The 16,801-nt window shown below is 65.0% G+C and carries 16 protein-coding genes; 10 read left to right on the top strand and 6 right to left on the bottom strand.

Annotation, left to right across the window (positions count from 1 at the left end; translation table 11 throughout):
• Nucleotides 1-51: 51 nt before the first annotated feature.
• The 3 genes from ACERK3_08685 to ACERK3_08675 form a co-directional block, all read right to left on the bottom strand.
• Nucleotides 52-354, bottom strand: coding sequence for a hypothetical protein (locus ACERK3_08685; GenBank protein ID MFA9478371.1), 303 nt, complete (start codon nt 352-354; stop codon nt 52-54).
• Nucleotides 355-544: 190 nt separating this feature from the next.
• A complete protein-coding gene (locus tag ACERK3_08680; protein ID MFA9478370.1) occupies nt 545-1,936 on the bottom strand; it encodes a dipeptidase in 1,392 nt (463 codons plus the stop codon).
• A gap of 101 nt (nt 1,937-2,037) precedes the next feature.
• Nucleotides 2,038-2,559 carry a Rieske (2Fe-2S) protein gene (locus ACERK3_08675; protein ID MFA9478369.1) on the bottom strand — a complete coding sequence of 174 codons (522 nt, stop codon included), beginning with the start codon at nt 2,557-2,559 and terminating at the stop codon, nt 2,038-2,040.
• A gap of 12 nt (nt 2,560-2,571) precedes the next feature.
• On the opposite strand from ACERK3_08675, the gene ACERK3_08670 reads away from it, so the two are divergent.
• Together ACERK3_08670 and ACERK3_08665 are read left to right on the top strand one after the other, a co-directional pair.
• The gene (locus ACERK3_08670; protein ID MFA9478368.1) at nt 2,572-3,492 is read left to right on the top strand and encodes a hypothetical protein; all 921 of its coding nucleotides are present in this window, start codon (nt 2,572-2,574) and stop codon (nt 3,490-3,492) included.
• A gap of 66 nt (nt 3,493-3,558) precedes the next feature.
• Nucleotides 3,559-4,908 (top strand): sugar-transfer associated ATP-grasp domain-containing protein, encoded by a 1,350-nt coding sequence (locus ACERK3_08665; GenBank protein MFA9478367.1) that lies wholly within the window; start codon nt 3,559-3,561, stop codon nt 4,906-4,908.
• Here the strand turns inward: ACERK3_08665 and ACERK3_08660 are convergent.
• Both ACERK3_08660 and thiS read right to left on the bottom strand, forming a co-directional pair.
• Nucleotides 4,890-5,735, bottom strand: a complete 846-nt coding sequence (locus ACERK3_08660; protein ID MFA9478366.1) for a thiazole synthase — start codon at nt 5,733-5,735, stop codon at nt 4,890-4,892. The two genes, ACERK3_08665 and ACERK3_08660, sit on opposite strands and share 19 nt — an antisense overlap.
• A gap of 62 nt (nt 5,736-5,797) precedes the next feature.
• Nucleotides 5,798-5,995, bottom strand: a complete 198-nt coding sequence (thiS, locus tag ACERK3_08655; GenBank protein MFA9478365.1) for a sulfur carrier protein ThiS — start codon at nt 5,993-5,995, stop codon at nt 5,798-5,800.
• Nucleotides 5,996-6,174: 179 nt separating this feature from the next.
• On the opposite strand from thiS, the gene ACERK3_08650 reads away from it, so the two are divergent.
• The 6 genes from ACERK3_08650 to ACERK3_08625 all read left to right on the top strand — a co-directional run bounded on the left by ACERK3_08650 (nt 6,175) and on the right by ACERK3_08625 (nt 13,734).
• Entirely contained in the window at nt 6,175-6,906 is a 732-nt protein-coding gene (locus tag ACERK3_08650) for a TetR/AcrR family transcriptional regulator (GenBank protein MFA9478364.1), read from the top strand.
• Nucleotides 6,903-8,138, top strand: a complete 1,236-nt coding sequence (locus ACERK3_08645; protein MFA9478363.1) for an efflux RND transporter periplasmic adaptor subunit — start codon at nt 6,903-6,905, stop codon at nt 8,136-8,138. Before ACERK3_08650 ends, ACERK3_08645 begins: the two co-directional genes overlap by 4 nt.
• 115 nt (nt 8,139-8,253) lie before the next feature.
• Complete coding sequence (locus tag ACERK3_08640) at nt 8,254-11,367, top strand: efflux RND transporter permease subunit (GenBank protein MFA9478362.1); 3,114 nt, start codon at nt 8,254-8,256, stop codon at nt 11,365-11,367.
• Entirely contained in the window at nt 11,364-11,660 is a 297-nt protein-coding gene (locus tag ACERK3_08635; protein ID MFA9478361.1) for a PG0541 family transporter-associated protein, read from the top strand. The genes ACERK3_08640 and ACERK3_08635 overlap by 4 nt, the downstream gene beginning before the upstream one ends.
• Nucleotides 11,661-11,759: 99 nt before the next feature.
• The gene (locus ACERK3_08630; GenBank protein ID MFA9478360.1) at nt 11,760-12,797 is read left to right on the top strand and encodes a Gfo/Idh/MocA family protein; all 1,038 of its coding nucleotides are present in this window, start codon (nt 11,760-11,762) and stop codon (nt 12,795-12,797) included.
• Nucleotides 12,798-12,885: 88 nt separating this feature from the next.
• Nucleotides 12,886-13,734 (top strand): hypothetical protein, encoded by an 849-nt coding sequence (locus ACERK3_08625; GenBank protein ID MFA9478359.1) that lies wholly within the window; start codon nt 12,886-12,888, stop codon nt 13,732-13,734.
• Between the two features lie 46 nt (nt 13,735-13,780).
• Here ACERK3_08625 and hslV read toward each other — a convergent pair whose 3' ends face one another.
• On the bottom strand, nt 13,781-14,332 hold the full coding sequence (gene hslV, locus ACERK3_08620) for an ATP-dependent protease subunit HslV (GenBank protein ID MFA9478358.1): 552 nt from the start codon (nt 14,330-14,332) through the stop codon (nt 13,781-13,783).
• A gap of 154 nt (nt 14,333-14,486) precedes the next feature.
• On the opposite strand from hslV, the gene rsmH reads away from it, so the two are divergent.
• Nucleotides 14,487-15,428, top strand: a complete 942-nt coding sequence (rsmH, locus tag ACERK3_08615; GenBank protein ID MFA9478357.1) for a 16S rRNA (cytosine(1402)-N(4))-methyltransferase RsmH — start codon at nt 14,487-14,489, stop codon at nt 15,426-15,428.
• A gap of 67 nt (nt 15,429-15,495) precedes the next feature.
• Nucleotides 15,496-16,746, top strand: coding sequence for a LysM peptidoglycan-binding domain-containing protein (locus tag ACERK3_08610; protein MFA9478356.1), 1,251 nt, complete (start codon nt 15,496-15,498; stop codon nt 16,744-16,746).
• Nucleotides 16,747-16,801: the final 55 nt, after the last annotated feature.

Raw genomic sequence — 16,801 nt, 5'->3', positions numbered from 1 at the left:
TTCTTTTTGGGAAGCGATTTGCGTCGAGGGGAGCGGCCCGGGGGGCGGGCGTCAGGAGCGTTTCATCATGCTCGCCATCGCGACCAGGCCGGCGAGGACGAGGCCCACGGCGAAGGCGCCGATCAGGCTGGCAACCGGGCGATCGCTGAACGTGTCGATCATCTGATCCCCCCGGCGACGGGCGGAGGCGTAAGCCTGATTGAGCTGCTTGATCCGGTCGCTGAACTCGCGGCTGGCGGTGTCCGCGCTGCCTCGGCCGGCCTCGTATAAGGCGTTGGCGAGGTCGCCCAGATCGTTGCGGACCTTGCCCAGGTCACGCTGGAGGGTTTGCAGTTCCGATCGCACTTCGTTCATGGGACGTTGGCGTCGAAGTCCAAATAGGTTTGCTCGGCTGACCATTTCTCACCTGCCTTTCACTTGCGTCGAATAACAGGGGCGACATACCCCTGGTCAAGCATAGGCGCGGTGGTGGGGGGAGGTGAAGGTTTGTGGTTTCTGGTTTGTAGTTTGTGGTTTGTGGTTTTGGGATGGGGGCTTCGGGCGGTCAGGGGGTGTTTGCAATTTGTTGGAGGAGGGCGGCGTGGGTCTGGCAGCCGAGGTGGAAGCGGTCGAGGCCGAGGTGCTCGTCGGGGGAGTGGATGTTGTCGCCGTTAAGCCCGAAGCCGATGAGGAGGCTGTCGAGGTCGAGCAGTCGTTTGAAGTCGCCGATGACGGGGATGGTCGCGCCTTCGCGGACGAGGACGGGTGGGCGACCTGCGGCGTGTTCGATGGCTTTGCTGGCGGCGGCGATCCATGGCGAGTCGGTGGGGACGGCGGCGGGGTAGGCTCGGCCGTGCTCGGTGATCTTCCACGTGAGGCCGTGCGTGGGTTGATCGTTGAGCCATTGGTTGAAGGCGTCGGCGATGTGGTCGGGCTGCTGGTCTGCGGCGAGCCGGAAGCTGACTTTCGCGCCGGCGAAGCTGGGGATGACGGTTTTCGCGCCTTCGCCGCCGTAGCCGCCGTAGAGGCCGTTGATATCGCAAGCGGGTCGTGACCAACGTCGTTCGAGGGTGGTGTAGCCGGTTTCGCCGAAGCCTTGGGCGAGTCCGATGGCGTTGAGGTAGTTGCGTTCGTTGAAGGCGAGGCGTTGCCAGAGTTGGCGTTCGTCGTCGGTGAGTGGCTGAACGTGGTCGTAGTAGCCGGGGATGGTGACGCGGTGGTTTTCGTCGAAGAGGTTGCCGAGGACCTGGGTGAGGATGGTGGCGGGGTTGGGGATGGTTCCGCCATAGACGCCGGAGTGGAGGTCGCGCGACGGGCCGTGCAGTTGGATGTCGAAGTAGAGCAGGCCGCGGAGGGCGTAGGTGATGGCCGGGGTGTGGGCGTCCCACATGCTGGTGTCGGAGACGACGGCAACGTCGGCGCGGAGCAGGTCTTCGTATTGCTCTATGAAGGCGGGGAGGTTGACGCTGCCACACTCTTCTTCGCCTTCGATAAGGACGGTGACGTGGCAGGGGAGTTTTGAGGCGCTTCCGGGGGCGGCGTCGTGGTAGGCGCGGAGTGCTTCGAGGAAGCACATGATTTGGCCTTTGTCATCGCTGGCGCCGCGGGCGTAGAGCGAGCCGTCGCGGACTGTGGGTTCGAATGGCGGGGTAGTCCATTTGTCGATGGGGTCGGGGGGTTGGACGTCGTAGTGGCCGTAGAAGAGCAGGCGCGGGGCGTCGGGGTTAGTGACTTGGTCGTCGGTGGTGGCGGCGTAGACGACGGGGTGGCCGGCGGTGGGCATGATGCGAGCGTCAAGGCCGGAGGCACGCAGGTGGTCGGCAACCCAGTCGGCGGCGGCGTTGACGTCGCTGGCGTAGGCGGGGTCGGTGCTGACGCTGGGGATGCGTAGCAGCGCAGTGAGCCGATCGACAGCGGCGTCGCGGTTGGCGTTGAGTTGGTCGAGGGGGGTGGGCATTGCTGATTTCTAATCGCTGATTTCTAATTGCTGATTGGCGGAACGGCCATGTCTGCTCGGGCAACATTAGCGATCAGCGATCAGCAATTAGAAATTTGCCTTTACTCGGGTCGGCCTTTGGGTGCTTCGCGGTCGGGGTAGCCGTCGGGGCAGTCGGGGTCCTGCGGGGCGCCTTCGGGCTTTTGGGTGGGGTCGCAGGCGTCTTTTTCATCGTCGGGCGTGTCGGCGGGGGCGGGGCCGCGTTTGGTGTCTTCGTCTTTCTTGGGTGATTGCATTTGCACTTGTAACTTCTCCTGGTGGATGCGTACGGGGTAGGTTTTGACTGGCGGCTCGTCGTGAGGCCAGTCGATGTTTCGGCCGTTTTTGATGTTGTAGGTGTAGCCGTGGTAGGGGCAGGTGATGACCATGCCGCGGCGGTCGCCGTCGCCGAGGGGGAGGCCGGCGTGGGGGCAGACGTTGGCGATGACGTGGAAGTCGCCTTCGATGTTGAAGACGACCAGTGGCTTGCCCACGGCGGTGGTGCAGACCTGTTCGCCTTCGGGGTAGTCGGCGGTCGGGCCGAGGTCGACCCAGTGGTGGTCGTCGGCGGTATGCTGTGTGGTGGGGGAGGGCTGTTGTTGCATGGTGAATCCGTTATGAGTCAGTTTAGCCGGTATCGGCCGATGGTGGCCAATCTCGCGGAGCAGGCGCTGGAGCGGGCTGCGCGGGTTGGGGCGGGTGATGCGTCGCGCGACATCCGCGTGGGGCTGCCGGCGGCGCGCGTGCTGTTGCATGACACGGCAGCGGATGATGCGTGGCATGCGGGGGCGGCGAGCCTGGCATGCATCGCGGACGACCCGGCCGACGACGACCGCCCGCTACGCTCGCCCGGCGGTCAGTGGCGGGACGTCTATTGGCCGCTCGTCGTCCATCTTTATCTGCGAAGCTATACGAAGGTTCGGCCGACGTTGGATGATGTGACCCGCAGCGAGGTGGAGGGGTTGCTCGCGCGAGCGGCCGACGCGCTGGCGGCGTCGCCGGATGCGGGCACGATCTCGTTTCGGCTGTGGCGGACGTTGTGTATGACGAGCAGCGCGGAGCTTGCCCTGCCACAGGGGTTGGCTACGCCTCAGCGATGTGTGCGATCGGACGATCAGCAGGGCGAGGGCACGCCGACCGTTGAGCAGTTGATTGCACGTGACGACGGCCGACCGCCTGCGGACGCGCTGCATGTGCAGGATGCGGATGAGCCGCTCGACTTCTGGACCTATCGCGAGTTGGCCGGGCTGCACGCGCTGGATCGACTCGCTCGGCTGACGGCGCGTCGCGACTGGCAGGCGCGGGTTGAGCAGGTGGCGAGCTTTCACCTGCATCACACGCAGCCGGACTACACGACTTACGAGCCTTGGGGATTGCCAGCGTTTGCGCGGTCGATGCAGACGAGCCTGTTCGCTGAGCAGCAGTTGCACGACGCGACGGTGCACCTGGCGCAGCGCGACGGCGGCGGGGCGGTGGTGATCGCGCTGCTGCTGGCCGATAGTTTTGATGTGATGTCAGCGTCGGCCGGGGTAGAGTAGGTGGGGTCGTGGCGGCCTCGCGTTCGCGAGGGTCGGCGGAGATGGCTTTAAAGGGGGTGGCAGACAATGGCCGTGGTGCTTGAGCAGCATGAAGAGCAAGGAGCGGGGCCGCAAGGCAGCGGCTTACGCTCACGCGTCGGGCGTTGGTTGCCGACGCGCGTGCGGCAGCTTCTGAGCATGGATCACCCGAAGGTCACCATGCCGTGGACGGCGTACCGCTGGCGGCAGGATGAGTGCAGTCAGTTGAGGCGGCTGGCGGATCAGCTGTATCTGAGGCGTCGTCGATTCGCGCGGCTGGCGGCGGGGGTGGCGTGGCCGCTGGCGGCGTGGCGGCTGGCGTGGCAGGGGGCGTACAGCGAGGCGGGCGAGTTTGCCCGGTTGCGTGGCGGGGGTCCGCCGTGGCGGCAGGTGCTGGCGATGATGTGGCTGGCGGTGCGTTACAACATCGTGCCGGAGACGTATTACCATTTTCGCTTTTATCTGCCGGAGCGCCGCCGGGATGTGCTTAAGTACATCCATCATCACGATATTTGCGTGCTGTTTCCGCACGTTCGGCTGCCTGGTGCGGGCGAGTTGGGGGACAAGCGAAAGTTCTGGACGACCTGTCGCGCGAAGGGACTGCCGAGCGTGCCGATCTTCGCGTTCGCGGAAGGCGGGCGGGTCGAGCCGACCGATGGGCAGGCGGAGCTGAAGTTGCCGGCCTGCGGGCTGTTCATCAAACCGACGGACTGGTACTGCGGCCGGGGCACGGAGCGTTGGGCGTACGACCCGGACACGCGGCAGTGGCTGCGTGACGGTGTGCGATGCGATCATGATCAGATGGTGGCACACTTGAAGTCGTTGGCGTCGGATCGGCTGTTTCTTCTGCAGCCGCAGTTGCGCAACGATGCGTCGATGGCGAAGTGGACGCCGGGCGGCCTGAGCACGGTGCGGGTGGTGACGTTTCGGCTTGATGATGAAGTGCAGACCCTCGCGGCGTGTATGCGGATGCCGAGGGGTGATGCTCATGTTGATAATTTTCATGCGGGCGGGATCGCCGCGGCGGTGGACGTGGCGACGGGCCGACTCTCTGCCGGCGTGACGCTGTTTCCCATCGGGGCCGACCTGGACGTGCACCCGGACACGGGCGAGCGCATCGAAGGTGAGCTGCTGACCTGCTGGAACGAGCTGAACGAGTTGGCCCGCGCGGCGCACGAGGCGACGCAATACACCGGCTTCGTAGGGTGGGACGTGACGATGAGCACGGACGGGCCGGTGGTGGTTGAAGCGAACTTCACGCTTTGCGTGAAGATTCTGCAGATGTGCTATGGCAAGCCATTGGGCGACACGAATTTTTACGCCTGCTTCCACGACCTGCTGCAACACCCGGCGGTACGCGAGGCGATCGCGCAGCGCGATCACTCGCCGGGGATGTAGCTGACGACGCCTTCCCAGGGGCTGCTGGCGGTGGCGTAGAGCTTTTTGGGGATGCGGCCGGCGAGGTAGGCGAGGCGACCGGCGAGGGTGGCGTGGCGCATCGCATGGGCCATGCGCACCGGGTCTTTCGCGTGGGCGATGCCGGTGTTCAGCAGCACGCCGTCGGCGCCGAGTTCCATGGCGATGTTCACGTCGCTGGCGGTGCCGACGCCGGCGTCGACGATGACGGGGTAGTCGGGGTCGCCTTCTTTAAGCAGCTCAAGAATGATGGCGATGTTGTTGGCGTTGAGCACGCCCTGCCCGGAGCCGATGGGCGAGCCGGCGGGCATGACGCTGGCGGCGCCGGCCTCTTTGATCTTGGTCGCCATGACCGGGTCGTCGCTGGTGTAGCAGAGCACTTTGAAGCCGTCTTTGACGAGTTCGCGCGTGGCTTCGAGCGTGCCCACCGGGTCGGGCAGCAGGGTCTTCTTGTCGTTGAGCACTTCGAGTTTGACCCACGCCTTGCCGGGGTTGTCGAGCTGGTCGAGAATCTCCCTGCCGAGGCGGGCGACGCGGACGGCGTCGTCGGCGGTGAAGCAGCCGGCGGTGTTGGGGAGGATGGTGTAGCGGTCGGTGTCGATGTAGTCGAGCAGCGATCGACCCTCTTTGTCGATGAGGCGTTCGCGGCGGACGGCGACGGTGATGACCTCGCTGCCGGAGGCGTCGAGAGCACGCTGCATCTGCTCGTAGTCGGCGTACTTGCCTGTGCCGACGATGAGGCGGGAGTTGAGCGTACGGCCGGCGACGTGCAGCGGCTGGTCGAGCGGTGTTTCAGTGGTGTCGGTCATGGGGGGTCGAATTTCGGATTTCGGATTTCGGATTTCGGATTTCGAATTTGGGCTTCGGGCGGTCACCCGCCGCCGACGAGGGTGACGAGTTCGATGACGTCGCCTTCGTTCAGTTCGGTGCTGTCGTGGAGCTTGCGGGGCACGAGTTCGCGGTTGACCTCGACGGCGACGGCCTGCTTGCCCATGCCGAGCTGCTCGACGAGTTCGCGCACGGTGCGTGCGTTGACATCCTGCTTTTCACCGTTGAGTGTGACATTCATGACAGCGGGACATTGTAGCTCAACCGGGCGGGTTGCGTGGGGCGATGCGTCAATGGGTTTGGCCCCCTCCCTCGGCAGGGAGGGGCTTTCCGTCAGGCGGGGTATCCGCATCGGGCTGAGGCGGGTTTTGTTGTGGGGGTGAACTTGATGACGGACGTGTCCGTCACTAAACTCTCGCGATGCCCCGCTTCCCTCGAAAACCCGGTCGGCCGCGCGATGAGGCGCTGGTTGCGCGTCGGCGTGACGAGATCCTCGATGTGGCGGTGGCGGTGTTTGCCGAGCATGGGTATCGGTTGACGGATGTGCAGGTGATCGCCGACCGGCTGAGCCTGGGCAAGGGCACGGTGTATCGGTACTTTCCGACGAAGGAGGCGTTGTTCCTCGCGGCGGTGGACCGGGGGATGCGTCGGCTTCAGTCGGCGATCGACGAGCAGGTCGAGGCGGAGGCGGACCCGGTGGAGCAGATGCGCCGGGCGGTGGAGGCGTATCTGGCGTACTTCGATACGCAGCCGGAGCTGGTGGAGCTGCTGATGCAGGAGCGAGCGGAGTTTAAGGATCGCAAGCAGTCGACCTACTTTTTTTATGTGGATCAGTGCCGGGCCGACCGTCGTGAGCGGATCAAGGCGTTGCAGGCCGAGGGGTTAATGCGGAAGCTGCCGCCGGACCGGATCATCGATGTGATGGACAACGTGATGTACGGGGCGATTTTCACGAACCACTTCGCCGGCCGACGGAAGTCGTTTCAGCAGCAGGCGGACGAGATATTGGATGTCGTGATGTATGGTTGTTTCGAGCCAGGCGATCGCGAGACGTTGAAGGCGAACAGCAGGACTGAGACAAGGAAGCGGCCCGGCGGCAGTCGGGCGGGCAAGCGCAAGGCAGGGCAGACCCGCAGAAAGGCCAGTTCATGACCGTGTCTGAGAAAAAGACAAACGAGCGGAAGCAGGCTTCGGCTCGGCAGGGCAAGGGGGGGAAGCCGGGGGCGGCGCGGCGTTGGCCGGGCGTTCTGGCGGCGGTGTTGCTGCTGGCGGGCATTGCGCTGGTGGTTGCGCTCACGTTCATGCCGAGGGATGAGGAGGACACGGGCGAGCGAGCCGAGCGTGAGATGCCCGTGGAGCTGGCAGAGGTCAGCGGCATGACGCTGCGCGAGACGGTGCGTGGCGTGGGCACGTTGCGGGCGTCGGCGTCGGTGGTGCTGCGTTCGGAAGTGGCTGGCCGAGTGCGGTCGATTGAGTTTGAGGAAGGCGGCGCGGTGTCGGAAGGGCAGCTGCTCGTTGAGATTGATGACGGAAAGATGGAGCGCCAACTCGCCTCGCGGCGGGCGTCGCAGCGGTCGGCGGAGGTTCGGCTGGCGAATGCTCAGCGCACGTTTGATCGCCAGGAGCAGCTTCGCGAACGCGGCGTGGTGTCGGAAGATGAGTATGACCGGGCCCAGTCGGAGCTGAGCGGTGCGGAGGCGGAGGTCGAGCAATTGCAGGCCGAGGTCGCGCTCGTGGAACGTGAGATGGAAGATACACGCATCCGTGCGCCGTTTGACGGCATGATCTCGCAACGGCTGGTCGATCGCGGCGCGTACATCGGGGTGGGCGAGGACCTTGCCCGGCTGTATCAGGTTGACCCGCTGGAGATGACGTTTTCGATGCCCGAGCGATACATGGGGCGGGTGCAGCGTGGTCAACCGGTGACGATTCGCGTGACGGCGTACCCGGACCAGTCGTTTGAAGGCGTGGTGGATTTTGTCAGCCCGTCGATCGACGAAGGCACGCGCGACCTGCTCGTGAAGGCGCGGATCGACAACCCGGAGCAGGCGCTGAAGCCTGGCGGCTTTGCGACGGCGGTGGTGACGATCGGCGAGCATGCGGATCGGCCTGTCGTGCCCGAGCCGGCGCTGGTGGCGACGCGGCGCGGGTACAGCGTGTTTGTCGTGGAAGATGATCGCGCGGTGATGCGCAACGTGCGGACCGGCCTGCGGCGGGATGGCATGGTCGAAGTCGTGGAAGGCGTCGATCTGGGCGAAATGGTCGTCCGGGCAGGACATCTGCGACTCAACGGCGGCGAACGCGTTCGGGCAGTGGCAGATGAAGAAGAGGCGGTAACGGAAACGGCGGAAGCGGATGATGCGATCGCTACGCGGGGGGAATAGGGGGGTGGTGAGATGAGGGTGGGCGATCCGGGGCTTCGTCGCTTTGCTCCTCAGCCCTCGGCTTATTGGGTGATCCGACTGACCTTTGACCCCTGATTATGGGGAGTGAATTACTTTGATCTGGAACTTTTGCATTCGTCGACCCGTGCTGACGATCGTCATCTTTCTGGTGGCGGCGATCTTCGGCGGCTATGGCTACGTTCAAATGCCGGTTCAGGAGAACCCGGACGTCGACTTTCCGATTATCTCGGTCAACGTCGTGCTGCCGGGCGCGGCGCCGGGCGTGATTGAGTCGGAGATCATCGAGCCGTTGGAGTCGGAGATCAACACGATCGAAGGCTTGCGGTTTTTGACGTCGACGGCTCGCGAGCAGGTGGCGACGATCACGGCTGAGTTTCAGTTGTGGCGGGATATCGACGTGGCGGCGCAGGATGTGCGCGATGCGGTCGAGCGGGCGCGCAATGACCTGCCGACGGATGCGGAAGCGCCGATTGTCCGCAAGCTGGAGCTTGGGGCGCAGGCGATCATGTGGGTGGCGCTCACCGGCGATGAGCGGTGGGACGATGTGCGATTGACCGAGTACGCCGACCGGGAGGTGAAGCAGCGGCTGGAGACGTTGCGCGGCGTGGGTCAGATTCAGATCGGCGGCGAGCGGAAGTACGCGGTACGCATACGACTGGACCCGGAGTTGCTGGCGGCCCACCGGATGACGGTGCAGGACGTGGTGGAGAAGATCCAGGCGAACAACGTGGACATTCCGTCGGGGCGTGTGGAAGGCGGTCAGCGCGAGTTTCTGATTCAGACGCGGGGGCAGTTCGACAGTGCCGAGCCGTTTAACGATTTGATCGTGGCGTATCGCAACGGTTCGCCGGTGCGGTTGTCGGACGTGGGTGAAGCGGTTGATGGCGTCGAGGAAGACCGGCAGGTGGCCCGCTTCTCGGGCGAGGTGACGGTGGGGCTGGGGATCGTGAAGCAGGCGGACGCGAACACGGTGGAGCTTGCGCGGTCGATTCGCGAACGGATGGCGGAGCTTGAAGGCTCGTTTTCGCCGGGCCTGGAGTATCACATCGCGACGGACGCGTCGGAGTTTGTGGAAGAAAACATTCGCGACCTGATGACGACGATCGCGCTGGCGACGGGGCTGGTGGTGTTGGTGGTGCTGGCGTTTTTGCGCAGCGGCCGGGGGACGTTGATCGTGCTGGTGTCGATTCCGACGTCGCTGTTGATCGGCATGGCGATCATCAGCACGCTTGGCTTCAGCATCAATGTGTTGACGATGTTGGGGTTGATCCTGGTGATCGGCATTGTGATTGACGACGCGATCGTGGTGCTCGAGCGTTGCTATCAGCATATGGAAGAAGGCGCGGAGGCCGAGCCCGCGGCGCGGGTGGGGACGACGGAGGTGGCGTTCCCGGCGATTGCGAACACGCTTTCGCTGGGGGCGGTGTTTTTGCCGGTGGCGTTTACGGGCGGGTTGATCGGGCGGTTTTTCATGGAGTTTGGTTTGACGGTGGCGGCGACGGTGTTCGCGTCGACGTTTGTGGCGTTGACGTTGACGCCGGTGTTGTGCTCGCGGCTGTTGCGCGTGCCGGAGTCGCATGGCCGAGTGTTTCGCTGGTCGGAGCAGGCGTTTGGTGCATTGGATCGGCATTACCAGTGGATGCTGGGCAATGCGTTCAAGCATCGGGGTTTGACGGTGCTGGTGGGGTTGGCTGCGTTTGCGGTGGGCATCTGGGCGGTGTCGAACATTCCGTCGGAGTTTGCGCCGGAGGAGGACCGGGCGGCGTTCATGATTGTTTTTGAGACGCCGCAGGGTTCGACGCTGCGTGAGACGGATGTGCTTGCGCGGCAGATCGAGGCGATTCTTGCGGAGACGCCTGAGGTGCGTCACCAGTTTCTGGCGATCGGTTTGGCGCAGGGCGGGCCGGGTCGGCCGAACTCGGGTCTGGCGTTTGTGACGTTGACGCCGCGGCATGAGCGTGACGTTCATCAGGTTCAGGTGATGCAGAACATGCGTGAGAAGTTTGACGCGTTGCCTGCGGGGCGTGCGTTTGTGATGGAGTTATCGCCTGGCGGGGTTGGTGGTTCGCCGGTGGAGGTGGTGATTCAGCATCCGGATCTGGAGACGTTGGCGGTTCAGCAGGACGCGGTGATGCAGTGGATGCAGTCACGGCCGGATCTGTTTGTGGGTGTGCGGACGAATCTGGAGCTGAACAATCCGCAGGTGGATGTGAACATCGACCGCGACAAGGCGTCGGAGATGGATGTGTCGGTGGCGGACATTTCGAACACGATGCGATACCTGTTCGGCATGCCGACGATCTCGAATATTGAGCGGGATGCGGAGCGGTACGACGTGATCACGGACGTGGTGGGGCGTGGTGCGGTGGCGCCGGAGGTGTTGCGTAATCTTTATGTGCGCGGGCCGGAGGGGGCGCTGATCGCGATGGACAATCTGGTGACGTTGGAAGAGACGATCGGCCCGAGTGAAATTCATCGGTACAACCGGATGCGGGCGGCGACGATCTCGGCGAACAATCCGCCGGGCGTGACGCTGGGCGAGGCGATCAGCGAGTTGGAAGCTTATCTGGAGTCGGAGTTGCCAGCGGGGGCGCAGTATGAGATGGCGGGCACGTCGCAGTTGTTCGCGGAGTCTTTTTACTACCTGGGCATCGCGGTTGTGCTGTCGATCGTGTTTATTTACCTGGTGTTGTCGGCGCAGTTCGAGTCGTTTATCTATCCGCTGACGATTCTGATGTCGCTGCCTTTGGCGACGGTGGGCGCGTTCGGCGGGCTGTGGCTGTTCGGGCTGTCGCTTAACATCAACGCGTTCATCGGGCTGATCATGCTGATGGGACTGGTGACGAAGAACGCGATTCTGCTGGTGGACTATACGAACGTGTTGATCAACCGCGGCATGCAGCCGATCCCGGCGGCGCAGGAGGCGGCGAAGGTGCGGTTCCGTCCGGTGCTGATGACGGCGATCTCGACGGTGCTGGGCATGATGCCGATCGCGCTGGGCTACGGCGCGGGCGGCGAGGCGCGGATGCCGCTGGGTGTGACGGTGGCCGTCGGTCTCGCGGCGTCGACGTTTCTCACGCTGCTGGTGATCCCGGTGGTTTATACGCTCATCGACCAGGTGCAGACAGCGGTGCTGAACCTGTTCCGCAGCGCAAGCGAAGAAGACGAGTACGCGATTGAGCCTGACGTTGCGGAGGCCTCGGCATGACACGGAAACTGGTGATGATCCACTTTCACTTTGAATACACCGATGCGATCGAGGCGATTCTCGATCGGCATGGCGTGGCGGACTACATTCGCTACCCGATGATGGAAGGCAAGGATCGCGACGGGAAGCATTACGGCACGCAGACGTTCCCGGGCAATGTCAGCGTCGTGCACGCGCAGGTGGAGGAAGGGAGCGTGGACGCGCTGCTGACGGCGATGGACAAGTTTCGCAAGCATAAGCCGGCGCATGGGCATCTGGATGCGATCGTGCTGCCGATCGAACGCCGGCTGTAGCGTGGGGGGCGGGGGCTACGACTGCGGGGGGCGTTCTGCTATTGTGATGGGAGCTTGGTGACGGGTCGCCTGGTGAACTTTTAATGATGCGGAGATGGCATGACAGAGCGTGAGATTCGGGTTGGCATTGTCGGGTGTGGTCAGATTGCTTTGCGGTCGCATGCGCCGGGGTTTGTCCGTGTGCCGAGCGTGCGGATTGCGGCGGTGATGGACCCGGACGCGAAGCGGGCGGAGGCGTTGCGCGAGTCGGTTGCGCCCGAAGCGAAGGTGTTTACGGATTATGAAGCGATGCTGGACAGCGGGCTGGACGCGGTGTCGATTTGCACGCCGAACCATCTGCATTGTTCGATGACGCTGTCGGCGTTGGGCCGCGGGTTGCACGTGCTTTGCGAGAAGCCGATCGCGGGCACGCTGGCGGATGCGGATCGGATGCTGGCGGCGGCGACGGAGGCGGGGCGGGTGCTGCAGATCAATCAGTCGCTGCGCTACCATCGGCTGTATGCGACGATGGCGGCGCTGGTGCAGCAGGGGCGCGTGGGTGAGGTGCAGCATGTTCGTTGCATCCGTGCGGGGAGCAGCCCGCCGAACAAGGGGTGGTCGCCCGGTGCGGACTGGTTTGTGTCGAAGGCGGCGCAGGGCGGGCTGCTGCTGGACATCGGCATTCACATGGTGGATGTGATTCGCTGGGTGGCGGGGGATATTGTCAGCGTGCAGGGGGATGTGAACGCGCGTACGCCGGGCATGGAAGTGCCGGACAACGTCCGGGCGCTGATGCGACACGCGGACGGGGCCACGAGTGTGTTGGAACTGAGCTGGACGTTCCCGGCAGGGGCGAGCGGGTTTGAGATTCATGGCACGAAGGGCAAGTTGCAGGTCGTGCCCGGCGATCCGAGCCTGGAGTTGACCACGTTTGACGAGCAGGGCGAGCGGGTCGTGTCGCATCCGGAATTGATTGACGATCCGGCGGACAGCTATGCGAGCTTTGCCCGTGCGATTCATGGCGAGATTGAATCGGTGACGCCGGGCGAACTGGGTCGCGATGCGCTGGCGATCTGCCAGGCGATCGCGGACAGCAGCGAGCAGGGCCAGCGTGTGGCGTTGCCGACGTACTGCTATCAGCAGACGGTCGGTGCGTGATGAGGCGGTGGCATCGTCGTCGCGGTTGGCGATGAACTGGTGTTTGCGGTGGGTGTGGCCGAGGCCTCTTTTGGGGAAAGGGCACGTCATGCGTATCTGCCGGTACTGGGCGCGGGCGTCGGTTGATCATCACGGGGAGGCGACGGCGGACGGGGAGTTCGTGGGGGTCGGGTGGTCGGAGCAGAGCCAGGCGGACGCGGAGGCGCGGGCGCTGGAGCGTGCACGCCGTATTGCCGAGCGAATGCGGGATCGGCTGGGGGCGGTGGAGGATCTGCGTGAGGACTATTACGCGGACCGGCCGTTACGCGAGCCGATCGTTGATGAGCTGCACCATGAAGGTCGGCTGGTGGGGGCGATTACACGAAATATCTATGGGGCGTTCGTACTGAATGCGGCGGAGGCGATGTTTGTGGACATCGATCGGCCGCGGCCGTCGGTGGTGGGGTTTTTCGCCCGGCTGATGGGGAAGAAGCCCGAGCGGGTGGTGGATGGTGTGCCGGAGCGGGTCGCGGCAGTGGTGGGTCGGCATCCGGGGCTGGGGTTGCGGCTGTACGAGACGGCGGCGGGGTATCGCGGGCTGGTGACTTCGCGGCCTTGCGATCCGGCGGATGGTGAGACGAAGGCACTGCTCGAAGCGTTCGACTCGGATCGGCTGTACGTGCGGCTATGTGAGGCGCAGCAGTGTTTTCGCGCGCGGCTGAGCCCGAAGCCGTGGCGGGTTGGCATGCCGACGCCGCCGAGGCAGTATCCGTGGCTGGATGAGCGTCGGCGGCAGGCGTTCGAAAAGTGGAGCCAGCGGTACGAGCAGGCGAGCCGGTCGGCGACGGTGTGCCGCTTTGTGGACACGTTCGGCGAGGAGGCGGTGCACCCGGATGTGCAGCCGGTGCTGAGCCTGCACGATGAACTGGCGTGCGGCGAGGCGGAGCGGCTGGCGTAGGGGGCGTGGGAGGGCGCGTGGGCCGTGCAACTGAAGTTGCACGGCCTTAGAGGGTGACGACGGTGATGTTTGTGTTTGAGTAGATGCACAGCTCGCCGGCGATGTGCATGGCGTTGTTGCAGACCTGCTCGGGGGACTGGTCGGTGTGGTTGACCAGGGCGCGGGCGGCGGCGGTGGCGTAGTCGCCGCCGGAGCCGATGGCGAGGATGCCGTCGCTGGGTTCGATGACATCGCCCGTGCCGGAGACGAGCAGGCTCGTGCCGCGGTCGGCGACGACGAGCAGGCTTTCCAGCCGACGCATCGCCCGGTCAGTACGCCACTGCTTGGCGAGCTCGACGGCGGCCTTTTTGATGTTGGCGGGCGAATCTTTCAGATGACCTTCGAAACGTTCGAGCAGGGCGAACGCGTCGGCGGCGGCGCCGGCGAAGCCGACGAGGACGCCGGCTTTGTCGACGCCGAGGCTGTCGAGCTTGCGGACCTTGACGGCGTCGGCCTTGGCGACGGTGTGCTGCATGGTGACCTGGCCGTCGCCGGCGATGGCGACGTCGGAGCCGCGGCGGACGCAGAGGACGGTCGTGGCGTGGAAGGTTGGTGGCATGGAGGGGAGTATAGGCGATGGTCGGGGGGAGGGGGCTTGGATGTCGTCAGGGGGAGGCAGAGCGACTTAAGTCGCTCTGCCTTGGGGGGGTGGGGGGGGTGCTCGTCGGCTGGGGCCTGGGGCGGGGATTTATGGGCATGCTATAAACTGAGGCATGTCTGACGAACACATTTTGGATTCGCATGGTCACGTGCCGGTGTTGATGCAGCCGGTGCTTTCGTTACTCGCGGCGCAGCCGGGGGAGGTGATGCTCGACGCGACGCTGGGGCGCGGGGGGCATGCTGCGGCGATCGTGCCGCAACTGGGGCGAGGCGGGCATTACATCGGGCTGGACCTGGATGCGGGCAACCTCGCGGCGGCGGGGGATCGGCTGCGGCCGATCGCGGAGGAGGCAGACGTTCGGCTGACGCTGGAGCATGCCAGCTTCGCCGACGCGGCGAGCGTGCTGCGGCGGTGCGGGGTGGAGCGGGTGGACGGGTTGCTTGCAGACCTCGGCTTTGCGTCGACGCAGATGGACGATCCGTCGCGGGGGTTGACGTTCAGCGGCGCGGGTCCGCTGGACATGCGGTTGAATCAGGATCAGCCGCTGACGGCGGCGACGCTGGTAAATACCCTTAGCCAGCATGATCTGGCTGACCTGATTTATCGTTACGGCGAGGAGCGGCTTAGCCGAAGAATTGCTCGAAAGATTGTGGAAGCCCGCGCTGAATCACCGATTGAAACAACGGCGGCGCTGGCGGAGCTGGTCCGCCGAGCGTACGGCCCACAGGGGCGGAAGTCGCGGATCGACCCTGCGACGCGGACCTTCATGGCGCTGCGGATCGCGGTCAACGGCGAGCTGGAGGCGTTGGACGCCTTGCTCGCGGCGTTGCCGGGCATGCTCGCGACGGGCGGGCGGGCAGTGTTGATCAGCTTTCACTCGCTGGAGGATCGGCGGGTGAAGCGGGCGTTTGCGGGTTGGCGGGAGGCGGGGGAGGCGGAACTGTTGACCCGCAAGCCGGTGGTGGCTGACGACGCGGAACGCGATGCGAACCCGCGGAGTCGCTCGGCCAAGCTGCGTGCCCTGCGTTGGCAGGGCGTGGCCGGGACGGGATAAAGATGAATTGTTACACTGCCGCGACCGCAAGGATACGCGGCACGCACCCACACACGGACGAACGGGTATGACACGCGAAACGAAGGTCGGTCTGCTGATTGGCATGGGCGTGATCCTCTTAATCGGGATCATCGTCAGTGATACGCTTTCGGTAGCCCGGCAGGGGCCCGCGGACCTCGCGGACCACGGCGACCGCAGCCAGGATTCAATCTTCCGCCCCGGCCCCGGCGACGGCCTGTCGCATCGCGAGCAGCTTGCCCTCAATGATCGGGCCGATCGTGAGATGCGCGAACAGCGCCGCGACCCGCTGCCCGCTTCGGAAGACGCCGAAACGCGCCGCCGACGTGCTGCCGCGGAGCAGGCCGAGGCCCAGCGTCGCGCCGCGGCGGCGGGGCGTCAGTTGCCCACGGCGTTGTCGCTGGATGATGGACGCTCGGCTCAAACGAGTCGGCGTGCTGCGGAGCCGGCACCGGAGGCTCGCGAGTCGCGCGACGTGCCGAGCATCAACCTTTCGCACGACTGGATTTTCCACACGCCTGAGCCCGTTGAGCCTGATGAGCCGAGGCGTGACGCGTCGGCATCGCAGCGTGTGGCCGAGGCTGAGCCGACATCACCCGCTGCCGAGGTGTCACGCGTTGACACGGCTGTCCGCAGTGCAACCCCGACGCGGGCCGCGGCGCAGGTGACGCATGAGGTACAGCGAGGCGAGTCGCTTTACGTGATCGCCCGCAACTACTACGGCAGCGGCGAGTACTGGCGTCGCATCGCCGAGGCCAACCCCGACACGGTCGGCTCGGAAGGGCGCGTGTCGGCAGGCACGGAACTGGTGATCCCCGATCGCTCGTCGCTGACGCTGCGAGACGCGGGCTTCGAGCCGGTGGGCACGGAGCGGGCGGTGCGGGTGGAGGATGTGACCCGATCGCGATCGCAGCAGCAGCGTGAAATTGAAGTCGGCTCGGGCGATACGCTCTCGGGCCTGGCGGCGCGACACCTCGGCTCGGCCAGTCGATGGCGTGAGCTGCTCGAAGCCAACAGCGACAAGCTCGACTCCGACACCGCGCTGCGGGCGGGCATGACCTTGAAGTTGCCCAGCGGCAGTGCGGCTGGCAGTGGCGGCAGCAGCGCAAGCCGTGACAGCGGCCGATCGAGCGGTGGATCGTCGCGGCAGTACACCGTCCGTGGCGGCGACTCGCTGACGCGGATCGCCCAACGTGAACTGGGCGACGGCGAACGCTGGCGCGACATTTACGACGCCAACCGCGACCAGTTGCCCAGCCCGGACAGCCTTCGCGTGGGTCAGACGCTGCGGCTGCCGTGAGCATTCGAACTTGAGCATCAAGAAGATGCCGCGGTTCAGGCGCAGTGTTTGAGAG

The sequence above is a fragment of the Phycisphaerales bacterium AB-hyl4 genome (genome assembly GCA_041821185.1).
GTDB lineage: Bacteria > Planctomycetota > Phycisphaerae > Phycisphaerales > Phycisphaeraceae > Natronomicrosphaera > Natronomicrosphaera hydrolytica.
This window is presented reverse-complemented; position numbering and strand designations above follow the sequence as displayed.